This is a genomic window from Streptomyces sp. NBC_01525 (genome assembly GCF_045040405.1).
In the GTDB taxonomy this organism is placed as follows: domain Bacteria; phylum Actinomycetota; class Actinomycetes; order Streptomycetales; family Streptomycetaceae; genus Streptomyces; species Streptomyces benahoarensis.
The window spans coordinates 3,850,073-3,867,725 of record NZ_CP109397.1 but is presented as its reverse complement, the minus strand read 5'-3'; the positions used below and the strand labels follow the sequence as shown (position 1 = coordinate 3,867,725).

General features: G+C 72.9%; 18 protein-coding genes. 2 read left to right on the top strand and 16 right to left on the bottom strand.

All coding sequences use genetic code 11. The features are described from left to right. Positions 1-408 precede the first annotated feature (408 nt). The 6 genes from OG422_RS17400 to OG422_RS17375 all read right to left on the bottom strand — a co-directional run bounded on the left by OG422_RS17400 (position 409) and on the right by OG422_RS17375 (position 4,177). Entirely contained in the window at positions 409-816 is a 408-nt protein-coding gene (locus OG422_RS17400; RefSeq protein WP_405743631.1) for a rodlin, read from the bottom strand. A 649-nt stretch (positions 817-1,465) separates the two neighbouring features. Continuing rightward, positions 1,466-1,876, bottom strand: a complete 411-nt coding sequence (locus OG422_RS17395) for a rodlin (RefSeq protein ID WP_405743630.1) — start codon at positions 1,874-1,876, stop codon at positions 1,466-1,468. A gap of 229 nt (positions 1,877-2,105) precedes the next feature. Further along, positions 2,106-2,297 carry a hypothetical protein gene (locus OG422_RS17390; protein WP_405743629.1) on the bottom strand — a complete coding sequence of 64 codons (192 nt, stop codon included), beginning with the start codon at positions 2,295-2,297 and terminating at the stop codon, positions 2,106-2,108. Positions 2,298-2,668: 371 nt separating this feature from the next. After that, a complete protein-coding gene (locus tag OG422_RS17385; protein WP_405743628.1) occupies positions 2,669-2,902 on the bottom strand; it encodes a chaplin in 234 nt (77 codons plus the stop codon). 367 nt (positions 2,903-3,269) lie between these two features. Further along, entirely contained in the window at positions 3,270-3,680 is a 411-nt protein-coding gene (locus OG422_RS17380) for a rodlin (protein ID WP_405743627.1), read from the bottom strand. A gap of 248 nt (positions 3,681-3,928) precedes the next feature. Continuing rightward, a complete protein-coding gene (locus OG422_RS17375) occupies positions 3,929-4,177 on the bottom strand; it encodes a chaplin (RefSeq protein WP_143944192.1) in 249 nt (82 codons plus the stop codon). Between the two features lie 313 nt (positions 4,178-4,490). Between OG422_RS17375 and OG422_RS17370 the strand changes: the two genes are divergently transcribed. After that, the gene (locus OG422_RS17370; RefSeq protein ID WP_405743626.1) at positions 4,491-6,179 is read left to right on the top strand and encodes a bifunctional 3'-5' exonuclease/DNA polymerase; all 1,689 of its coding nucleotides are present in this window, start codon (positions 4,491-4,493) and stop codon (positions 6,177-6,179) included. Positions 6,180-6,443: 264 nt separating this feature from the next. Continuing rightward, a complete protein-coding gene (locus OG422_RS17365) occupies positions 6,444-7,592 on the top strand; it encodes a DeoR/GlpR family DNA-binding transcription regulator (RefSeq protein WP_405743625.1) in 1,149 nt (382 codons plus the stop codon). Positions 7,593-7,658: 66 nt separating this feature from the next. Here OG422_RS17365 and OG422_RS17360 read toward each other — a convergent pair whose 3' ends face one another. From OG422_RS17360 to OG422_RS17315, 10 genes are all read right to left on the bottom strand, one after another. After that, positions 7,659-8,840: an acyltransferase family protein gene (locus OG422_RS17360; RefSeq protein ID WP_405743624.1), complete on the bottom strand. Its 1,182-nt coding sequence runs from the start codon at positions 8,838-8,840 to the stop codon at positions 7,659-7,661. A 212-nt stretch (positions 8,841-9,052) separates the two neighbouring features. Then, a complete protein-coding gene (locus OG422_RS17355) occupies positions 9,053-9,973 on the bottom strand; it encodes a glycerophosphodiester phosphodiesterase (RefSeq protein WP_405743623.1) in 921 nt (306 codons plus the stop codon). 316 nt (positions 9,974-10,289) lie between these two features. Continuing rightward, positions 10,290-11,579, bottom strand: a complete 1,290-nt coding sequence (locus OG422_RS17350) for a carboxylesterase family protein (protein ID WP_405743622.1) — start codon at positions 11,577-11,579, stop codon at positions 10,290-10,292. Between the two features lie 248 nt (positions 11,580-11,827). Beyond that, entirely contained in the window at positions 11,828-12,823 is a 996-nt protein-coding gene (locus tag OG422_RS17345; RefSeq protein WP_405747848.1) for an amidohydrolase family protein, read from the bottom strand. Between the two features lie 71 nt (positions 12,824-12,894). Next, positions 12,895-13,428 (bottom strand): 3-hydroxyanthranilate 3,4-dioxygenase, encoded by a 534-nt coding sequence (locus OG422_RS17340; protein WP_405743621.1) that lies wholly within the window; start codon positions 13,426-13,428, stop codon positions 12,895-12,897. 68 nt (positions 13,429-13,496) lie between these two features. Then, positions 13,497-13,922 carry a RidA family protein gene (locus OG422_RS17335; RefSeq protein WP_405743620.1) on the bottom strand — a complete coding sequence of 142 codons (426 nt, stop codon included), beginning with the start codon at positions 13,920-13,922 and terminating at the stop codon, positions 13,497-13,499. Further along, positions 13,915-14,736 (bottom strand): 2-keto-4-pentenoate hydratase, encoded by an 822-nt coding sequence (locus tag OG422_RS17330; protein WP_405743619.1) that lies wholly within the window; start codon positions 14,734-14,736, stop codon positions 13,915-13,917. The genes OG422_RS17335 and OG422_RS17330 overlap by 8 nt, the downstream gene beginning before the upstream one ends. Further along, positions 14,733-15,779 (bottom strand): 4-hydroxy-2-oxovalerate aldolase, encoded by a 1,047-nt coding sequence (gene dmpG / locus OG422_RS17325; protein WP_405743618.1) that lies wholly within the window; start codon positions 15,777-15,779, stop codon positions 14,733-14,735. The genes OG422_RS17330 and dmpG overlap by 4 nt, the downstream gene beginning before the upstream one ends. Next, positions 15,776-16,735, bottom strand: a complete 960-nt coding sequence (locus OG422_RS17320; protein WP_405743617.1) for an acetaldehyde dehydrogenase (acetylating) — start codon at positions 16,733-16,735, stop codon at positions 15,776-15,778. The genes dmpG and OG422_RS17320 overlap by 4 nt, the downstream gene beginning before the upstream one ends. After that, positions 16,732-17,643 (bottom strand): 2-keto-4-pentenoate hydratase, encoded by a 912-nt coding sequence (locus OG422_RS17315; RefSeq protein WP_405747846.1) that lies wholly within the window; start codon positions 17,641-17,643, stop codon positions 16,732-16,734. Before OG422_RS17315 ends, OG422_RS17320 begins: the two co-directional genes overlap by 4 nt. Positions 17,644-17,653: the final 10 nt, after the last annotated feature.

Sequence of the window (17,653 nt, the reverse complement as noted above, 5' to 3'; positions counted from 1 at the left end):
GTACCGGAGAAGGCCCCTGGCGCGTTGATCCGCACAGTCCGTCGCCCGGGCCGGGTGGCTTCCAGCCGCAGCGCCACCAGGCCCGCAGGTACGACGGCGCTACGGTCGAGCCGTCCGGCGATGCCGACGGCCGTCTCGACCGGGCGGCCCAGGCCGAGCGGCCCGCCGGATCCGCTCGGCCGGCCGCCGAGCATGCCCCCCACCGCGGGCCCGCCGGTCACGGCCGGGCCCCGTCCCCTCCTCTCCCCCGGGCCCCGGAACGCGGCGACCTCACCACGCCACGCCCCGGGCCCGCGGCGAACGACGGACCCGGCCCCGCATCCGTACGCCCCGGTGGCCGGACCCGCGCCGTGGAGGTCACGGGACCGGCCACCCGGAGGCGTATGCGGCAGTCGGGCCGCGGGGCCGTCAGCTGTTGTGCTCGCCGTTCGCGGACAGCGCGGAGATGTCGTCCAGGATGTGCGACAGCGGCTCGTCGCCCTTGGCCTGCGTGGAGTTCTCGGTGCACTGCTGGTTCTGCGGCGAGGACAGCACATTGACGTCCTGAACGGCGATCGGGATGAAGCCGAAGAGGTGGCCGACGTTCGTCTTGAGCGGCATGCCGATGCAGGGCTTGTTCAGGCTGCCCTGGATCAGCTCCAGCTGCGGGCTCATCTCGCCCTTGGTGGTGGAGTTGCCGAATGCGGTCTTGGCACCGTTGCCGTTGACGGTGGACGTGCCGTGGTCGTTGCCGATCGCCATCGCCTGCGGGACCGCCGCGGCCGAGAACCCGAGCATCGACACCGCGACAGCGGCGCCCGCCATGATCTTCTTCATTGTGCAAACCCTTCGGTATGCGGACTTCCGGTACAGAAGCCCTGTTTCAACAACCCGCCACACCGCGCCTGGTTCCGGTCCCTCACCCGAACAGATGGCGATACCGCGGGCGCCCGGCCGTCACCCTTCGCTCACACACGCCCCGCGCCGCACCCGCACCGCCGGGCGCGCACCCGGCCTGCCCGGTCTGCCGAGCCTGCCCAAGGGCTGACGGGCCCGGACACACACGAGGCCCGCGCCGCCGATTTTCCGGCGACGCGGGCCCGGTGCCGCTTCCGGCGGCATGCCCACGCGTCCGCAACCCCATCAATCCCGCGAACGCATGGGCATGCGTCCCTCCACACACCATGACCAACGAGTGACCCGGGCCTGTAATGGTCACGTGCGGATAACGATGCCGGAAATTCCGTCCGGCATTTCCCGGCACCGTTATCCGATCGCCCGAATTTCCCCGCCCGCATTCCTCGCGTACGCATTCCATAACTCGTACGCGCACACCTTCCGATATCCGTACGCATCACCACACCGGAAACCATCCGGAAGGAATACGGACGCGGGCAATGGGAAACCCGGGCCGCCCGGAAGAAGGAGGGCCGGGCGGCCCGGGTCAGCGGGTGCCGGTCAGTGGTTGCCGGTCAGTGGTTGCCGGTCAGTGGTTGCCGGCGCCGTTGCCCGAGAGCAGCGGAATGTTGTCCAGAATGTGCGACAGCGCCTCGTCGCCCTTGGCCTGGGTGGAGTTCTCGGTGCACTGCTGGTTCTGCGGCGAGGACAGCACGTTGACGTCCTGGACCGAGATCGGCACGCCGCCGAGCAGCGAGCCGATGTTCGCCTTGGAGGGCAGACCGATGCAGGGCTTGTTGAGCGAGCCCTGGATGAGACCGATCTGCGGGCTCATGTAGCCGTACGTCGAGGAGTTGCCGTACGCCTGCATGGCGCCGTTGCCGTTGACGGAGCTCGTGCCGTGTTCGTTGCCGATCGCCATCGCCTGCGGGGCGGCAGCGGCGGCGATACCAACGATGGACGCAGCCGCGGCTGCGGTCGCCAGAGCCTTCTTGATCATTGATTGTCCTTCGTTTTCCGGGTTGCCCGGGGCCGGGCAACGTGCCCAACTTCGGCCGTCCGGCCGAGTTGCGCTGATTCACTCAAATGAACTGGCGTCCCCGACCCGCACTGCTTGATCGGAATCGCCTGGGAAGTGACCGCAGGAACACGGGGCATCCGGCGCCGCGCACCGGGAATTCTCCGGTGTTGAGCTTTCCCGCACCCGTCGCCGCACCCCGCGTACGGGATTACTTCCCGAGCGGCAGGCCGCCGAGCAGCTTTCCGTCCCGGGTCGCCCCCGTGGCGCCACCCAGGATCTTCTTCGGACCGGATTTCGCCGTCTTCGCCACGCCCGTGACGGTGTCGACCAGCGGCCGGATCTGGTGACCGTCGAGCTGCTCGCTGTGGAGCGCGTCATTGAGACCACCGTTGAGGCTCATGCTCGGAGCCGCCGGCTGCCCTTCCGCGAAAGCGGGAACAGCCGCGCCGAGAGCCATGACGGAACCGGCCAGAACGGCGGCGGACTTCGCGTACTTCACTGTGAACTGTCCCTTCTCGGGCGGTGTTCGACGGGGCGCGACATCCCGGCCACGTGAGCATTCACTTCGCTGCTCGGATCACCGCATTCGCTCTGCCCAACGATTCCCTGCGCGCAGGGAAACCCCCGGACATGCATCTTTCCCGGAACGTGCGCCGAAAAGGCGCGCGGCCTTCCGCGGACGCGGTGAATTCGGGGCGGGAACCGGTCGGCCCCGGCGCACGGAATGTGCACCGGGGCCGACCGGGACCACGCAATCCGAAAAGCTTCGGATCAGCCGTTGACGCAGGTGTTGCCGAATGCCGGGTTGAGCAGGCCGACGATGTCGATGGTGTTGCCGCACAGGTTGATCGGCATGTGGATCGGCACCTGGATGGCGTTGCCGGAGAGGATGCCGGGCGAGTTCGAGGCGACAGCCGAGGCACCCGCGTCGGCGAACGCCGGGGTGGCGGCGCCGATGGCCATCAGCGTGCCGGCGGCAACAGCGGCGATCTTGGTGTACTTCACTTTGAGCCCTTTCCTGCAGCGGGTCGGTAGCGCACACGTCCTTCGTGCCGCACGGGCGCAAACCGCTTGCCCGTCGCTCCGCTGCCGATATTGATAACGATGTCCCCTCGCCGACGGAACTCCCGCGGAGGAGTTTTCGGAAAAATCGTCCGAACGCCCTGGATCCGCCCGGCGATTGTCGCCGCGTTTTCGCGCAGCCCTGTCGTCAAAAGCCACCGCGGGCCACACATACGAGGGATTCGCCGCATACGAATTCCTACCGAGAGGGGTCGTGCTGCCCCGCCCCACGTGTGCGACGGGGCGCCGCCGGTCCGGCCCGCCCGGGAGGAGAGAACCGGGAGAAACCGGCCGGCGGCCGACGGCGGGGTCAGTGGTTGGCGACGCCGTTCCCGGACAGCACCGGGATGCCGTCCAGGATGTGCGACATCGGCTCGTCGCCCTTGGCCTGCGTGGAGTTCTCGGTGCACTGCTGGTTCTGCGGCGAGGACAGCACGTTGACGTCCTGAACGGCGATCGGGATGAAGCCGAAGAGGTGGCCGACGTTCGTCTTGAGCGGCATGCCGATGCAGGGCTTGTTCAGGCTGCCCTGGATCAGCTCCAGCTGCGGGCTCATCTCGCCCTTGGTGGTGGAGTTGCCGAACGCGGTCTTGGCACCGTTGCCGTTGACCGTGGAGGTGCCGTTGTCGTTGCCGATCGCCATCGCCTGGGGGGCGACGGTCGCCGAAATGCCGACGAGTGACGCGGCTACGGCCGTCGTGGCCAGGACCTTCTTGATCACGATTTACCCTTTCGAAGCGGAGTGCCCGTATCCGGAGCGTCCTGGACAACTCACTTCACAGGGTGCGGTTTCGCCGTTTCACCCGAATGAAGCGAAACCATAGGCAGATATCACCGCATCCGGGTGGCGTGACGCGGCGGGCCGTGTCCCGCGGCCGGGAACGCCGAAGGCCGGCCCGGGAACCATGCGGTCCCGGGCCGGCCTTCGGGGCGGGCGTCCGTGGCGTACGGGCGTCGGCCGGGGAGGCTTCAGCCGTTGACGCAGGTGTTGCCGAACGCGGGGTTGAGCAGCCCGACGACGTTGATGGTGTTGCCGCAGACGTTGATCGGGACGTCGACCGGGACCTGGATGACGTTGCCGGAGACGACGCCGGGCGAACCGACGGCGACACCCTCGGCACCGGCGCCGTGGCCCGAGGCGGAGGCGACACCGGCACCGCCCATGACGGCGATACCCGCGGCGACGGACAGAACGGCGGCCTTGGAGACAAACTTCACGGCGAACCTCTTCACTGAAGCAGCTTTCGGGAACATGCGCGTGCGCGTGAGCGACGCACAGCCGCGTGGAGCGACAAGCTGTTCAACGCACGAACCGTCGCCGGGTAGCGCCACTTTCGGGTGAATCCGGGGCAGGAGTGTTCGTAGGGCCCCCGGCGGGTGGCCTGCGCGGGCGTGCGGGGCGTGTGTGCCCGGCGGTGGGCCGGGCGAACGCGGCGCACCTCGTACGGCGGTGCGCCCCGCGGGCAGCGGCCGGATACGGCAGAACCGCTGGTCAGGGCGATTGTCAGACCCTGGTGCGAGACTTCGTGGCATGAGATGGGCAGTGGCGGAGACGGACGACGGGGGTGTGCGTCTCTGCCCGCTCACTCCGGAGGGCAGACCCGCGGGGCCGGTGGTGCGGGAGCCGTCGCTCGCTGCGGCGGTGCGGGCCCGGCCCGGGGTGGAACGGTGGGTGTGGCGCTCGACGCCCGAGCTGTACCGCGGGCTGCTGGCGGCGGGGTTGCGGGTGGAGCGGTGTTACGACGTCGAGGCGGCGGAGGCGCTGCTGATCGGGCACGAGGAGGGGCAGCGGGGGCAGCCGCGGTCGTTGGCGGCGGCGTGGGCGCGGCTGCGGGGGCTGCCGGTGCCGCCGGACGCGCCGGTGCGGGCGGCCGACACCCAGCCGTCGCTGTTCGAGCCGGGTCCGGTGCCGCTGCCGCCGGGGACGGACGAGCTGACGGCGCTGCTGGAGGTCTACGCGGGCCAGGTGACGCGCACGGAGCGGACGGAGATACCGGAGCGGCTGCGGTTGCTGCTGGCGTCGGAGTCGGCGGGGATGCTGGTCGCGGCGGAGATGACGTGGGCCGGGGTGCCGTGGCGGGCCGATGTGCACCGGGCGCTGCTGGACGAGCTGTTGGGCGAGCGGTTCCCCGGCGGGCTGGAGCCGCGGCGGATGGCGGAGCTGGCCGAGGAGGTGTCGCGGGCGTTCGGCGGGGCGCGGGTCCGGCCCGATCTGCCGCAGGACATCGTCCGGGCGTTCGCGGGCGCGGGCATCACGCTGAGCTCGACGCGTAAGTGGGAGCTACAGCGGATCGACCATCCGGCGGTGGCGCCGCTGCTGGAGTACAAGGCGCTGTACCGGCTGCACACGGCGCACGGCTGGGCGTGGTTGCAGCAGTGGGTGCACGACGGGCGGTTTCGGCCCGTGTACCTCCCGGGCGGGACGGTATCCGGCCGCTGGACGACGAACGGCGGGGGTGCGCTCCAGGTGCCGAAGGTGGTGCGGCGGGCGGTGCGGGCCGATCCGGGGTGGCGGCTGGTGGTGGCCGACGCCGATCAGATGGAGCCGCGGGTGCTGGCGGCCGTCTCGCGCGACCGCGGGCTGATGGAGGTGGCGGGCACCGGCCGTGACCTGTACGCGGACCTCGCCGCACGGGCCTTCGGGGGCGACCGGGACCGCGCCAAGCTGGCGCTGCTGGGCGCGATCTACGGGCAGACGTCCGGGGATGGGCTGAAGCATCTGGCCGATCTGCGGCGGCGCTATCCGGCGGCGGTGGCGTACGTCGACGATGCGGCGCGGGCGGGCGAGGAGGGGCGGCTGGTGCGGACGTGGCTGGGCCGTACGTGCCCGCCCGCGTCGGTGGCACCGCCGGAGGAGGCCGGGCTGCCGCAGGAGGAGGCGGGGGCGGAGCAGGACGGGGGCGGGTACGGCGGCGGGGCGGCGGCGCGGGCGCGCGGCCGGTTCACCCGTAATTTCGTGGTCCAGGGCAGCGCCGCCGACTGGGCGCTGCTGGTCCTGGCGGGTCTGCGGCGCACGCTGCGCGAGGCGGGTCTGCGGGCGGAGTTGGTGTTCTTCCAGCACGACGAGGTGATCGTGCACTGCCCCGCCGAGGAGGCGGAGACGGTCGCGGCGGCCATCGCGTCGGCGGCGGACGCGGCGGGCCGCCTGACGTTCGGCCCGACACCGGTGCGGTTCCCGTTCACGACGGCGGTGGTGGATTGCTACGGGGAGGCGAAGTGAGGGGGCGAGGCGGGCCCGGCGGGTGGCGTGGGGCCGTGGGGGCCGTGGCCTGACCAAGCGACGTATACGTACCCGCGCGACTCGACAGACAGGGCCCGGCCTCGGGAGCAGCTGCGGACGTGGGAAGGGCCACGGCGGCCGGGTGGTCGTTCGGCCGTCGGTCCACAGCCCGCACGCCGATTCGAGGGCACGTCCTAAAATCCCCGGGTAGGGGGCCAGCCGTGCTGAGGGCGGCCGACATCCGATCCGCGAAGGGACGACGCGTTGACCGACAGCGAAGGCAATCGGACCTCGGTCACGGACAAGGGCCCGCTGGGCCGGGCCCCGGAGACCGAGCGGCCGGGCCCGGCGGGAGGTCGGCGGGGCCCGGAGACGGACCGGCCGGATCCCGAGGACGGCCGAGCGAACCCGGAGGCGAACCCGCAGGCCCCCGAGCCGAAGGGCGACCGCCCGCAGGGCGACGCAGGTCGGGCGGGCGCAGCAGGTACGGCGGGCGCAGCCGATCAGCCAGGTACACCCGGTCAGCCGGACGCAACCGGTCAGCCAGGCACGCCCCGTCGGCCGGACGCGGCCGACCGAACAACCCCCGCCAACCCCGTCCCGGAAGCCGCTGCCGACGCCCCCGCCGCCAAGCTCACGCCCCGGGAGCGCCGTAAGCGCATCGCGGACCGGGTGCTGGCCGAGGGGCAGGTGACGATCGAGGAGTTGGTGCAGGAGTTGGGCGTCAGCCAGATGACCGTGCACCGGGATCTGGACACGTTGGAGCATCAGGGGTGGCTGCGGAAGGTGCGGGGCGGGGCGACGGCCGCGCCGAACGCGCTCTTCGAGTCCAATGCGCGGTGGCGGGGGAATGAGCAGGTCGCGGCGAAGGAGGCGATCTGTGCGGCGGCGCTGGCCATCGCGGAGCCGGGGCAGGCCGTGATCATCGACGACTCCAGTACGGCGCTGCCGCTGGCCCGGGCGCTGTCCTCGCGCGGCGCGTACACCGTCATCACCAACTCCCTTCAGGTGATCAACGAGCTGGCGGAGGAGCCCGATATCCGGGTGATCGCGCTGGGCGGCGAGTACCACGCGGCGTTCAACGCCTTCCTCGGCATGTCCACCGCCGACAGCGCCCGCAGCTTCCGCGCCGATGTCGCGTTCCTGTCCACCTCGGCCGTCGACAACGGCCACTGCTACCACCAGGCGCAGGAAAACGTCCTGGTCAAGCGGGCATTGATGGCGGCGGCGCGGCGGAAGGTGCTGCTCGTCGACCATTCGAAGTTCGGCCGTCAGGCGCTCTACGAGCTGGCGCCGCTCGCCGATTTCGACCTCGTCATCTCCGACACACAGCTGCCGCAGGAGGAGCAGGACGCGCTGCAGTCGCTGGGCGTGCGCTACGAGTTGGTGTCCGAGGAGCCGCACCGCGCGTGACGGACAGCAGGGCGCCCGCCGCCGGAAGAATCCGGGGGCGGGCGCCCTGATGCGTACGGGTGGCGGTCAGTGGCGGTGGCGGGCGGCGCCCACCGGGTCCTTCTTGAACGCCCAGTTCATCTTGGGTTCCATCGCGAAGCGGAAGACGCGTTGCACGGGTGGGGTGCACAGCAGCGTGATGACGGTGCCCGCGATGAGGGTCAGCAGGATCGCGCCCCACGGGGTGTGCAGCCAGGCGGCGTCGTACCAGTTCCAGAAGCGGGAGCCCTTGGCGAGGAAACCGTGCAGCAGATAGCCGTAGAGGGTGCCGGCGCCGAGGGCGGTGCACCACATCGTGCGGCCCGGGATCCAGGCGAAGAAGCAGGCGACGAGGACCAGCGAGCAGCCGAACAGGGCGAGCGTCATGATGGCGCCGCTCCACCAAGGGGCGTGCAGTTCCTGCGCGGCGTCGCGGTGGTAGAACCACACGGCGTTCATCCGCGGCGCGGCCCAGTACGCGAAGAGCAGCGCCCCGGCCATGATCGGCACGGCGGCGATGCGGGCCCGGCGGTTGCGGACGAGCTTGAAGTGCTCGGCCTTCAGGTTCAGTCCGAGGACGAAGAACGGCAGGAACTGCAGGACGCGCTGGAGGTCGAGGTCGTCACCGATCTCCGGCGAGAGGGAGGCCGCGACGGCGATGGTGAGCGCCAGCGGGACCGGCCAGCGGACGATCTTCCACAGCGGGGTGGTCAGCCGCCAGATGAAGAGCGCGATCAGGAACCAGGTGAGGTACCAGGGGTCCAGGAGGCTGATGGGGTAGCCGGGGTCGTCGTCCGCCCACCGCTTGAAGAAGGTGTAGGCGACCTCGAAGAGGATGTACGGGACGGCGACGCCGGTGATCAGCCGCTGGAGCCGGTCCTTGCGCATATCGAAACTGCGCGAGAAGTAGCCGGAGATGATGATGAACGCCGGCATGTGGAAGGAATAGACGGTGATGTAGAGGGCGGCGGCGGAGCGGCTGCCGTCCCGCAGCGGCTCCCAGGCGTGCCCCATGGCCACCAGCACGATGGCGAGGTACTTCGCGTTGTCGAAGAACGCGTCCCGCTGCTTCTTCGGTGCGGGCGCCGCGTCCTGACGGGGTGCGGGGGACTGCCGCGGTACGGCTGCCGCGGCGGGCGGGGCGAGGGCCGTGGCGGTGGCGCCGCTGACGCGGGCGGTGGGGGGCATCGGCACGCGACGGTCGCCGGGGTCGGGTATCTCGTTCGTCAAGGGCCCTCCCGGTACGAACCCAGAGGAGGGGCGGGACGGGGAATCGCGCCGGGTGCCGCGGGGGAACCCATGGGCCTGATCCTGCGTCTCCATACGTATGCGGGGGGCATGGCGGCGTCGAACATCTCAGGCACCTTAGCTCTGCCGCGCGAATCCCGTAAATCCCCGCCCTGACCGGGCCGGACAAGGGCCGGATCCCGTCCCCGGGCACGTTATGCGACAACTCCGTCGATTCCTCGCGCCGCGGCGGCGGGGGCGCCGGGGGCCGCCTCCGGTCCCCATCCGTAGATCCGCAGCGGGTCGCCGTGCGGGCCGCGCAGGCGGTGGACGGCGGCGGTCCAGCGCGGGGTGAGGTGGTCCAGCGGCGGGTTGATGCCGTCGGTGAAGCGGGCGTAGCGGGTGGCATCGCGGAGGGCGGGCGTGCCGAGGACGGCGGTGCGCACCTGTGGTGCGAGCCGGTGGACGGTGCGAACGCAGCGGGCGCAGAAGCTCTGGACGACGAGCCGTCCGAGGTGGGCGCGGTCGAGCCAGCCGTCGGCGTGCAGCAGGCGGAGGGTCTGGGCCTCGATGCCGGGGTAGCGGGTGGGGGTCTTCAACTCCAGCAGCAGCGACTGGTGGTTGTCCTCCAGGCGCCGCAGATAGCGGTCGAGGGTCGGCACCCGCTCCCCCGCGAACCGCGCGGCGAACCAGCCGCCCGCATCGAGCCGGGCGATCTCGGCGGCGGTGAGGTCCGCCACGCGCCAGGGGGCGCGGCCGGGCAGGGCGCGCGCCGCGTCGGTGGTGCGGCGCAGCGTCGGGTCGTGGACGACGACGAGTTGGCCGTCCTTGGTGCGCTGGACGTCGTTCTCGACCCAGGTCAGCCCGGCGCGGTGGGCCGCGTCGACGGCGGCGAGCGTGTTCTCGGGCGCCTGGCGGGCCGCGCCGCGGTGCGCGATGACGAGCGGGGACGCCACGGCGGGTGCGGCCGGTGGGTCGAGGTCGCCGATGCGGGGGTGCGCCGCCGGGGCGGCCGCGAGCCGGGGGGCCACGGTCCGGGTGCCGGGCCGGGCGGCCGGGGCGGCGAGGGTGGTGCCGGTGGCGACGGCGGCGAGCAGGGTGAGGGCGGCGGCGCGCCGTATCGGTGCGTGCGGCACGGTGCCTCCAGGTCGCTCGCCCGGCGGACGGCACCGCGACGGCCCGCCCGCGCCGCCGCCGGGAGCCCGCACGGTTCCCGGCGGACGGCACTCCTCCGAAGATCGCCCGGGGGCGGGTGGGGGGCGAGTGGGGGGCGGCTGTCCGGGGGCGTGGGGCCTCGGACAGGGGAACGGAGGGCGCCCGGCGGCCCGGTATGGCACGGCCCCGCACGGTCGGGGGGCCGTGCGGGGCCGCGAGGCGTACGGCGTGGCCGTACGGGTCCGCCAGGCGAGGCGGGCGGTGGAGGACTTACGGGGTCGGGCCGTCCGGCGGCGGTTACGCCAAGGGCTCGCCGCTCGGCGTCGCCGACGACCCCGGCCCCGGCCCCGGCCCCCAGCTCACCGGATGCCCCTCCGTCACGCCCGGGTCCACCGCCCCCGTACGCACGAAGGCTGCCCAGGCGGTCCGCAATGTGCGCCCGAAGGCGTCGACGTCGGCCCAAGGGACATCGCCGAGCATCGGCGCATCCCCCCACGCCGCCTCGTCCCCGAGCAGCAGCGGCAGCTCCAGGCAGTGGACGGCCCCGAACGGCGAGCCCTCCGGCGTCCAGTCCAGCCGGTAGGTGGTGACCCGGGCGCCCGCGGACGTGGCCCAGGCGTGGAATTCCGCGATCGGGCGGGCGAAGGCGGGGCCCTCGGCGGCGCGGGCGTCGGGGCGGGAGAGGCCGAAGGCGGTCAGCTCCTCGCGGGTCCAGCCGACGAGGAGGTCGATGCCGTCGAGGCCGGTGGCGGGCGGGGTGGCGGGGACCGGGTCGGCGCCGACGACGGGGGCGAACGGCGGTGAGACGCGGCTGCCGGTGCGTTCCGCGACGCGTTCGGCGGCGGCCGCGCGGGCCGTGAGCAGGGCGTCGTGTCCGGCGGTGAACGGGTCGCCGTCCAGCGCCTCCAGGAAGGCGGCGCCCTCCGCGTCGGCCTCGGCGGGGTCGGTCTGGACGGGGCCGAGCACCGGGCTCTGGAGGATGGCGCGGCGCAGCAGGCCCGGGGTGTCGGGGTGGCGCAGCAGCAGGGCCAGGGAGATCGCTCCGGCGGACTGTCCGGCGACGGTGACCTGCGCCGGGTCGCCGCCGTGCCGGGCGACGTTCTCGGCCACCCAGCGCAGCGCGGCCAGTTGGTCGAGGAGGCCGAGGTTGCCGGGGGCGACGTCCGGGTGGCGGAGGAAGCCGAGGGGGCCGATGCGGTAGTTGACGGAGACGACGACGAGGTCGCCCTCGGCGCTGAGCCGGGCCCCGTCGTACCAGTCGAGGAGGCCGGAGCCGCTGGTGAAGCCGCCGCCGTGGAGGAAGACGAGGACGGGCCGGGGGGCTGCGGGCGCGGCCGGGGCGGTGATGCTCAGGTGCAGGCAGTCCTCGTCCTGCGGCAGGTTCCGGGAGGGGCCCATCACGGCTTCGAGCCGGGACGGCGGCTGCGGGCACATCGCGCCGGGCACCGGCACGTCGGTGCCCGCGGGGGTGCGGACCGGCGGCCGGAAGCGGGCAGCGGTGGCGTAGCGGAGGGGCCCGGTGCGGCGGACCGGCACGCTTCCCCGGTCGGTGGGGACGTCGACGACGCGTCCCGGTGCGCTGTTCACTGGCGTGTCTCCTTCGGTACGAGGGCGGTACGGGCGGCCACGACCGCGGTACGGGGGCGGTCCCGGTGGCCGCCACCGCGGTACGGACGCGGGGCCCGGTGGCCGCCGCCTCGGTACAACGTACGGATCCCGGCGGCCGGTTCGTCCGGGGGAGGCGGGACGGGCACCGGCCGCCGGGGGCATTTCGGGGCAACGGGCGGGCGGCACAGGCCGGTTGCGCGAGGCGAGCCTCCGGTCCGCCTCCTCGTTCAGACCGGCGGCAGCCCCAGAAAGCGCCGGGCGTTGCCGCCGAGAATCGCCGCGCGCCCGGCTTCGTCCAGGAAGTCCGAGCGGTGGACGACCTCGCCGACGGGCCGTTCCCCGAGCGGATAGGGGTAGTCGCTGCCGACCATCACCTGGCTCGCGCCGAGGGTGTCGACGAGGGTGCGCAGCGCGGTGGGCTCGAAGACGACGGAGTCGACGGAGAAGCGGTCGGTGTAGTGCGACGGCGGGTGCGCGGAGGTGGCGATGACGTCGGCGCGGCGGTGCCAGGCGTTCTCCAGGCGGCCCAGCCAGAACGCGAACGAGCCGCCGCCGTGCGCGAAGCAGATCCGCAGGGTGTCGGGGACCCGGTCGAAGACGCCGCCGAGGATGAGGGCGAGCACCGACAGATGGGTTTCGGCGGGCATGCCGGTCAGCCACTGGGCCATCCAGCGGTCCAGGCGCGGGGAGGCCGGCATGTCCCAGGGGTGGACGAAGACGGGGGCGCCGCGGTCCGCGCAGTGCTGGAGGAAGGTGACGATGCCCTCGTCGTCGAGGTCGCGGTCGCCGACGTGGTTGCCGATCTCCACGCCGTGGTGGCCGTTGGCGAGGCAGCGGTCGAGTTCGCGGCAGGCGGCGTCCGGATCCTGCAAAGGAACCTGCGCGAAAGGCAGCAGCCGTCCGGGGGCGGGGGCGCAGATCTCCAGGGCGAGGTCGTTGAAGATCTTCGCGACCTTGATCGCCTGGTCGGCGGGGCGGTCGTAGTGGAAGAAGACCGGTGTCGGGGAGATGACCTGGGCGTCGATGCCGTCGGCGGCCATGTCGGCGAGGCGGGTGTCGGCGTCCCAGCAGTCGGCGCCGATACGGCGGAACTCCCGGGAGCCGACCATGATCATGGCGTCGCGTTCGGAGGTGACGCGCAGCCAGGGCCAGTCGGGCGCGGGCCCGGCGGCGGTCGCCAGATCGGGCCAGCCGAGGGGCACGTAGTGGGTGTGGATGTCGATGCGGGCAGCCTCAGTGGGGGGCGCGAGGGGGCCGGGGCCGAGGGTGTCGAGGGTGCCGGGGGTGGGTCTGTTCACGGTGCGGTTCCGCTCTTGCCGGGGTGCAGGGTGCCGCAGGCGCGGCAGGTTCGGGCCCGGGTGTCGCCGTGGAAGGCGGCGAAGACCGGGGGGAGGTCGCGGACGATGTCGCGGACCTGGAGTTCGACGTCGTGGACGAGGGCGTGGCAGTCGGGGCAGTACCACTGGAAGCGCTCCAGGGTGCCCTCGTCCCGGACGCGTTCGACGACGAGGCCGACGGAGCCCGCCTCGGGGCGCTGCGGGGAGTGCGGGACGCCGCCGGGCAGCAGGAACATCTCGCCCTCGCGGACATCGATGCGCCGGGGCCGTCCGTCGGCCATGACATTGATGTGCATGGCGCCCTTGACCTGGTAGAACCACTCCTCGTACGGCTCCAGGTGGTAGTCGGTGCGGGCGTTGGGCCCGCCGACGACCTGGACGATGAAGTCGCTGTTGCCGTCCCAGATCTGCCGGTTGTTCACCGGTGGCTTGAGGTCGTCGGCGTGGTCGCGTACCCATTGGGCGAAGTTGATGACCGGAGGCAGGTCCATCGTGCTCCTCGGGTTGGCGGGACGGGGGCGTTACGGCCGGGCGGAGGCGTTACGGCTGTAACGGGGCGTTACAGCCGTGCGGGGGCGGGGCGGTGGGCGATGCCCTGGATCTCGATGAGCAGGTGCGGGTGGGGCAGTTGGTGCACGGCGACGGTGGTGCGGGTGGGCCCGCGTTCGTCGAAGTGCTCGGCCCAGACCGCGTTGTAGCCCGCGAAGTCGTTCATGTTCACCAGATACGCGGTGACCTGCACGAGGTCGTCAAGGGTGGCCCCGGCGGCGGCCAGCACCTCGCGGACGTTCGCCAGGACGGCGCGGGTCTGTTCCCGGATGTCGAGAGTGGTGGCGCCCATCTCGTCGGCGGTGGCACCGGCGATGGTGTTGTCCGGCCTGCGGCTGCTGGTACCGGAGAAGAACACCAGGTCACCGGCGGTTTTCACATGCGGGAACCGGCCGCGCGGGGTGGCCTTGCCGGGGACGACGATGCCGTCACTCATGGGGTGTCCCTTCCGTGGGAGCGTCCTCGACGGTGAAGGCGGCGCGGCCGAGTCCGGTGACGGTCACCTCGACGTGGCTGCCCGGGGTGAGGGCGACGGCGGGCGTGGCGGCGCCCGCCAGCAGGACGTCCCCGGCGCGCAGCGGGTGGCCCAGGGCGCGGGCGCGGCGCAGTGCGGCGTGGACGGCGCGCAGCGGGTGGCCGAGGATCGCGGCGGTGGAGCCGGTCTCGGCGGTGCGGCCGTCGATCTCCAGGCGGACGCCGCGGTTGGCGAGGTCCCCGGCGTCGGCGAGCGCGGTCCAGGGGCCGAGGACGTATCCGGCGGCGGAGGTGTTGTCGGCGACGACGTCCTCAAGGGTGAAGCGGAAGTCGCGGTACCGGCTGTCGATGATCTCCAGGGCGGGGGCGACGGCGTCGACGGCCGCCTCGGGGTCGATCGTGTCCTCGGGCCGGACGTCGACCGCGAGCCGGAAGGCGACCTCGGGTTCGACGCGCGGGTGGACGTAGCGGTCAAGGGGGACGCGGGCGCCGTCGGGCAGGCGCATGGCGTCGGTGAGACGGCCGAAGATGACGTCGAAGACGCCCATCTGCGCGGCCTTGGTGCGGCTGGTGAAGCCGAGCTTGACGCCACTGGGGCGCTCGCCGCGGGCGGTGCGGCGCTCGATCAGCAGCCGCTGGACGTCGTACGCCGCATCGAGGGTGAGCGGTGCGGCGGCGGTGAGCTGGGCGACCGGGGCGGCGCCGGTGGCCGCGGCGTCCAGCACCGCGGCGGCCTCGGCGAGGTCCCCACCGGCTTCGGTGGCAACGGGGTTCATACGGCGGCTTCCTTCCGCGCGGCGGCCAGGTCCAGCGCCACGTCGACGATCATGTCTTCCTGTCCGCCGACCATCCCGCGGCGCCCGACCTCCAGCAGCAACTCCCGTACGTCGAGGCCGTGGCGGGCGGCGGCGCGTTCGGCGTGCAGCAGGAAGCTGGAGTAGACGCCCGCGTAGCCGAGGGTGAGGGTCTCCCGGTCGACGCGGACCGGGCGCTTCTGGAGGGGGCGGATCAGGTCCTCGGCGGCGTCCTGGAGGGCGAAGAGGTCGCAGCCGTGACGCCAGCCCTGGAGGGTGGCGACGGCGACGAACGCCTCGATCGGGCAGTTCCCGGCGCCCGCGCCCTGCCCGGCGAGGGAGGCGTCGACACGGCGGACACCGTTCTCCACGGCGACGACGCTGTTGGCGACGGAGAGCGAAAGGTTCTCGTGGGCGTGGATGCCGATCTCGGTGGCCGGGTCGAGGACGTCACGGTAGGCGCGGACGCGGGCGGCGACGCCGTCCATGGTGAGGCGGCCGCCGGAGTCGGTGACGTAGACGCAGTGGGCGCCGTAGCTCTCCATCAGGGCGGCCTGTCGCGCCAGGCCCGCCGGGTCGTTGAGGTGGCTCATCATCAGGAACCCTGCGACATCCATGCCGTGTTCGCGGGCCCAGGCGATGTGCTGGGCGGCGACGTCCGCCTCGGTGCAGTGGGTGGCGATCCGGACGCTGCGGACCCCGGCGGCGTGCGCCCGGCGCAGGTCGGCGAGGGTGCCGATGCCGGGCAGCAGCAGGGTGGTGAGGCGGGCGCGGGTGATGACGGAAGCGGCGGCCTCGATCCACTCCAGGTCGGTGTGGGCGCCGTGCCCGTAGGTGACGCCGGAGCCGGCGAGGCCGTCGCCGTGCGCCACCTCGATGGCGTCGGCACCGGCCGCGTCGAGGGCGGCGGCGACGGCGGTGACCTGCGCGGTGGTGTAGCGGTGGCCGACGGCGTGCATACCGTCCCGCAGGGTGACGTCCTGGATGTAGAGGGCGGGCGGGGTGTCCGCCGGGGTCGGGTTCATCGGGCGGTGGCTCCTTCCCGGCGCCGGGCGACCAGGGATTCGGCGGTGCGCAGGGCGGCGGAGGTCATGATGTCGAGGTTCCCGGCGTACGCGGGCAGATGGTGTCCGGCGCCGGTGACCTCCAGGAACACCGACACCTGGGTGCCCTTGAACGGCCCGCCGGTGCCCGGTACGAACGGCTCGTCGACCGGCGTGAACTGCACCTCCTGCTTGAGTCGGTAGCCGGGGACGTACGCGCGGACCGCGGCGGTCATCGCGACGACGGACCGCCGGACCTCCTCCTGGGCCGCCGCGTCGAGCGGGTCGGTGAGGCAGTGGACGGTGTCCCGCATGACGAGGGGCGGTTCGGCCGGGTTGAGGACGATGATCGCCTTGCCGCGGGCGGCCCCGCCGACCTGTTCGAGGGCGGCGGCGGTGGTCTCGGTGAACTCGTCGATGTTGGCGCGGGTACCGGGCCCGGCGGAGCGGGAGGCGATCGACGCGACGATCTCCGCGTACCGGACGGGCACCACCCGGGAGACGGCGGCGACGACCGGGACGGTGGCCTGTCCGCCGCAGGTGACCATGTTGACGTCGGGCGCGTCGAGATGGTCGCCGAGGTTGACGGGCGGCACGACGTACGGGCCGAGGGCGGCCGGGGTGAGGTCGACCATCGCCTTGCCGGTGGCCCGGACCGCCTCGGCGTGCCGGGCGTGGGCGGCGGCGGAGGTGGCGTCGAAGACCACTTCGACGTCGGCGAATTCGGGCATGCGCAGCAGCCCGTCGATGCCCTCGGCGGTGGTGGCGATGCCCATCCGCCGGGCGCGGGCGAGCCCGTCGGACGCCGGGTCGACCCCGGCGACCGCCGCGACGTGCAGGGCGTCGGAGAGCCGGTCGATCTTGATCAGCAGGTCGGTGCCGATGTTGCCGGAGCCGATGATCGCGGCGGGGGCGGTTCCGGTGGCCGTGGCGGTCATGCCGTGCTCCTTTCGGGGGTGCGGGGCGCCGCGGAGGCACCCGGGCGGTCGGCGGGCGAGGTCGCGGCGGCGGGCCCGGCGCCCGGCCCCCCACCCGTACCGGCCCCCTCCCGTACGAAGTCCGCGTGGACCTCTCCCCACCCGTCCAGGCGGGCGCGGAAGACGCCCGGCCCGGTGACCGGCACCATCGGGCCGAGCGCCCCGGAGAGGACGAGGTCCCCGGCGCGCAGCGGGTCGCCGCGGCGGGCGGTTTCGCGGGCGAGCCAGACGACGGCGGCCAGCGGGGTGCCCAGGCAGGCGGCGCCGGAGCCGGTGGAGACGGTCTCACCGCGGTGGTCGAGGGCCATGCCGAGGCCCGGCAGGTCGACGGCGGCGAGCGGGCGCGGCGTGGTGCCGAGGACGACGGCGCCGCTGGAGGCGTTGTCGGCGACGGTGTCGGTGATACGGATGTCCCAGCCCGCCACCCGCGAGTCGACGATCTCCAGCGCGGGCAGCAGGAAATCGGTCGCCGCGATCACCTCCGCCGCCGTCACCGACGGCCCGTCCAGATCCTTGCCGAGGACGAACGCGACCTCCGCCTCGATCCGCGGCTGGAGGAAACGCCCCAGGTCCAACGGCTCCCGGTCGGTGTGCACCATGGTGTCGAGGAGCACCCCGTAGTCCGGCGCGTAGACCCCGAACTGCCGCTGCACGGCCGGGGAGGTCAGCCCGATCTTGTGGCCGGCCCGCCGCGCACCGTCCGCGAGCCGCCCGTCGAGCACCGCCCGCTGCACCGCGTACGCCGCGTCCTGATCCCACCCGCCGATCAGCTCCCGTACGGGCGCACAGGGCACACCGGTGGCGGCGGCGCGGCGCAGCCGCTCGACGGCCTCCGCGATCTCGGCATCGGAGGCCCGATCGGCTATCAACTCACCGCAG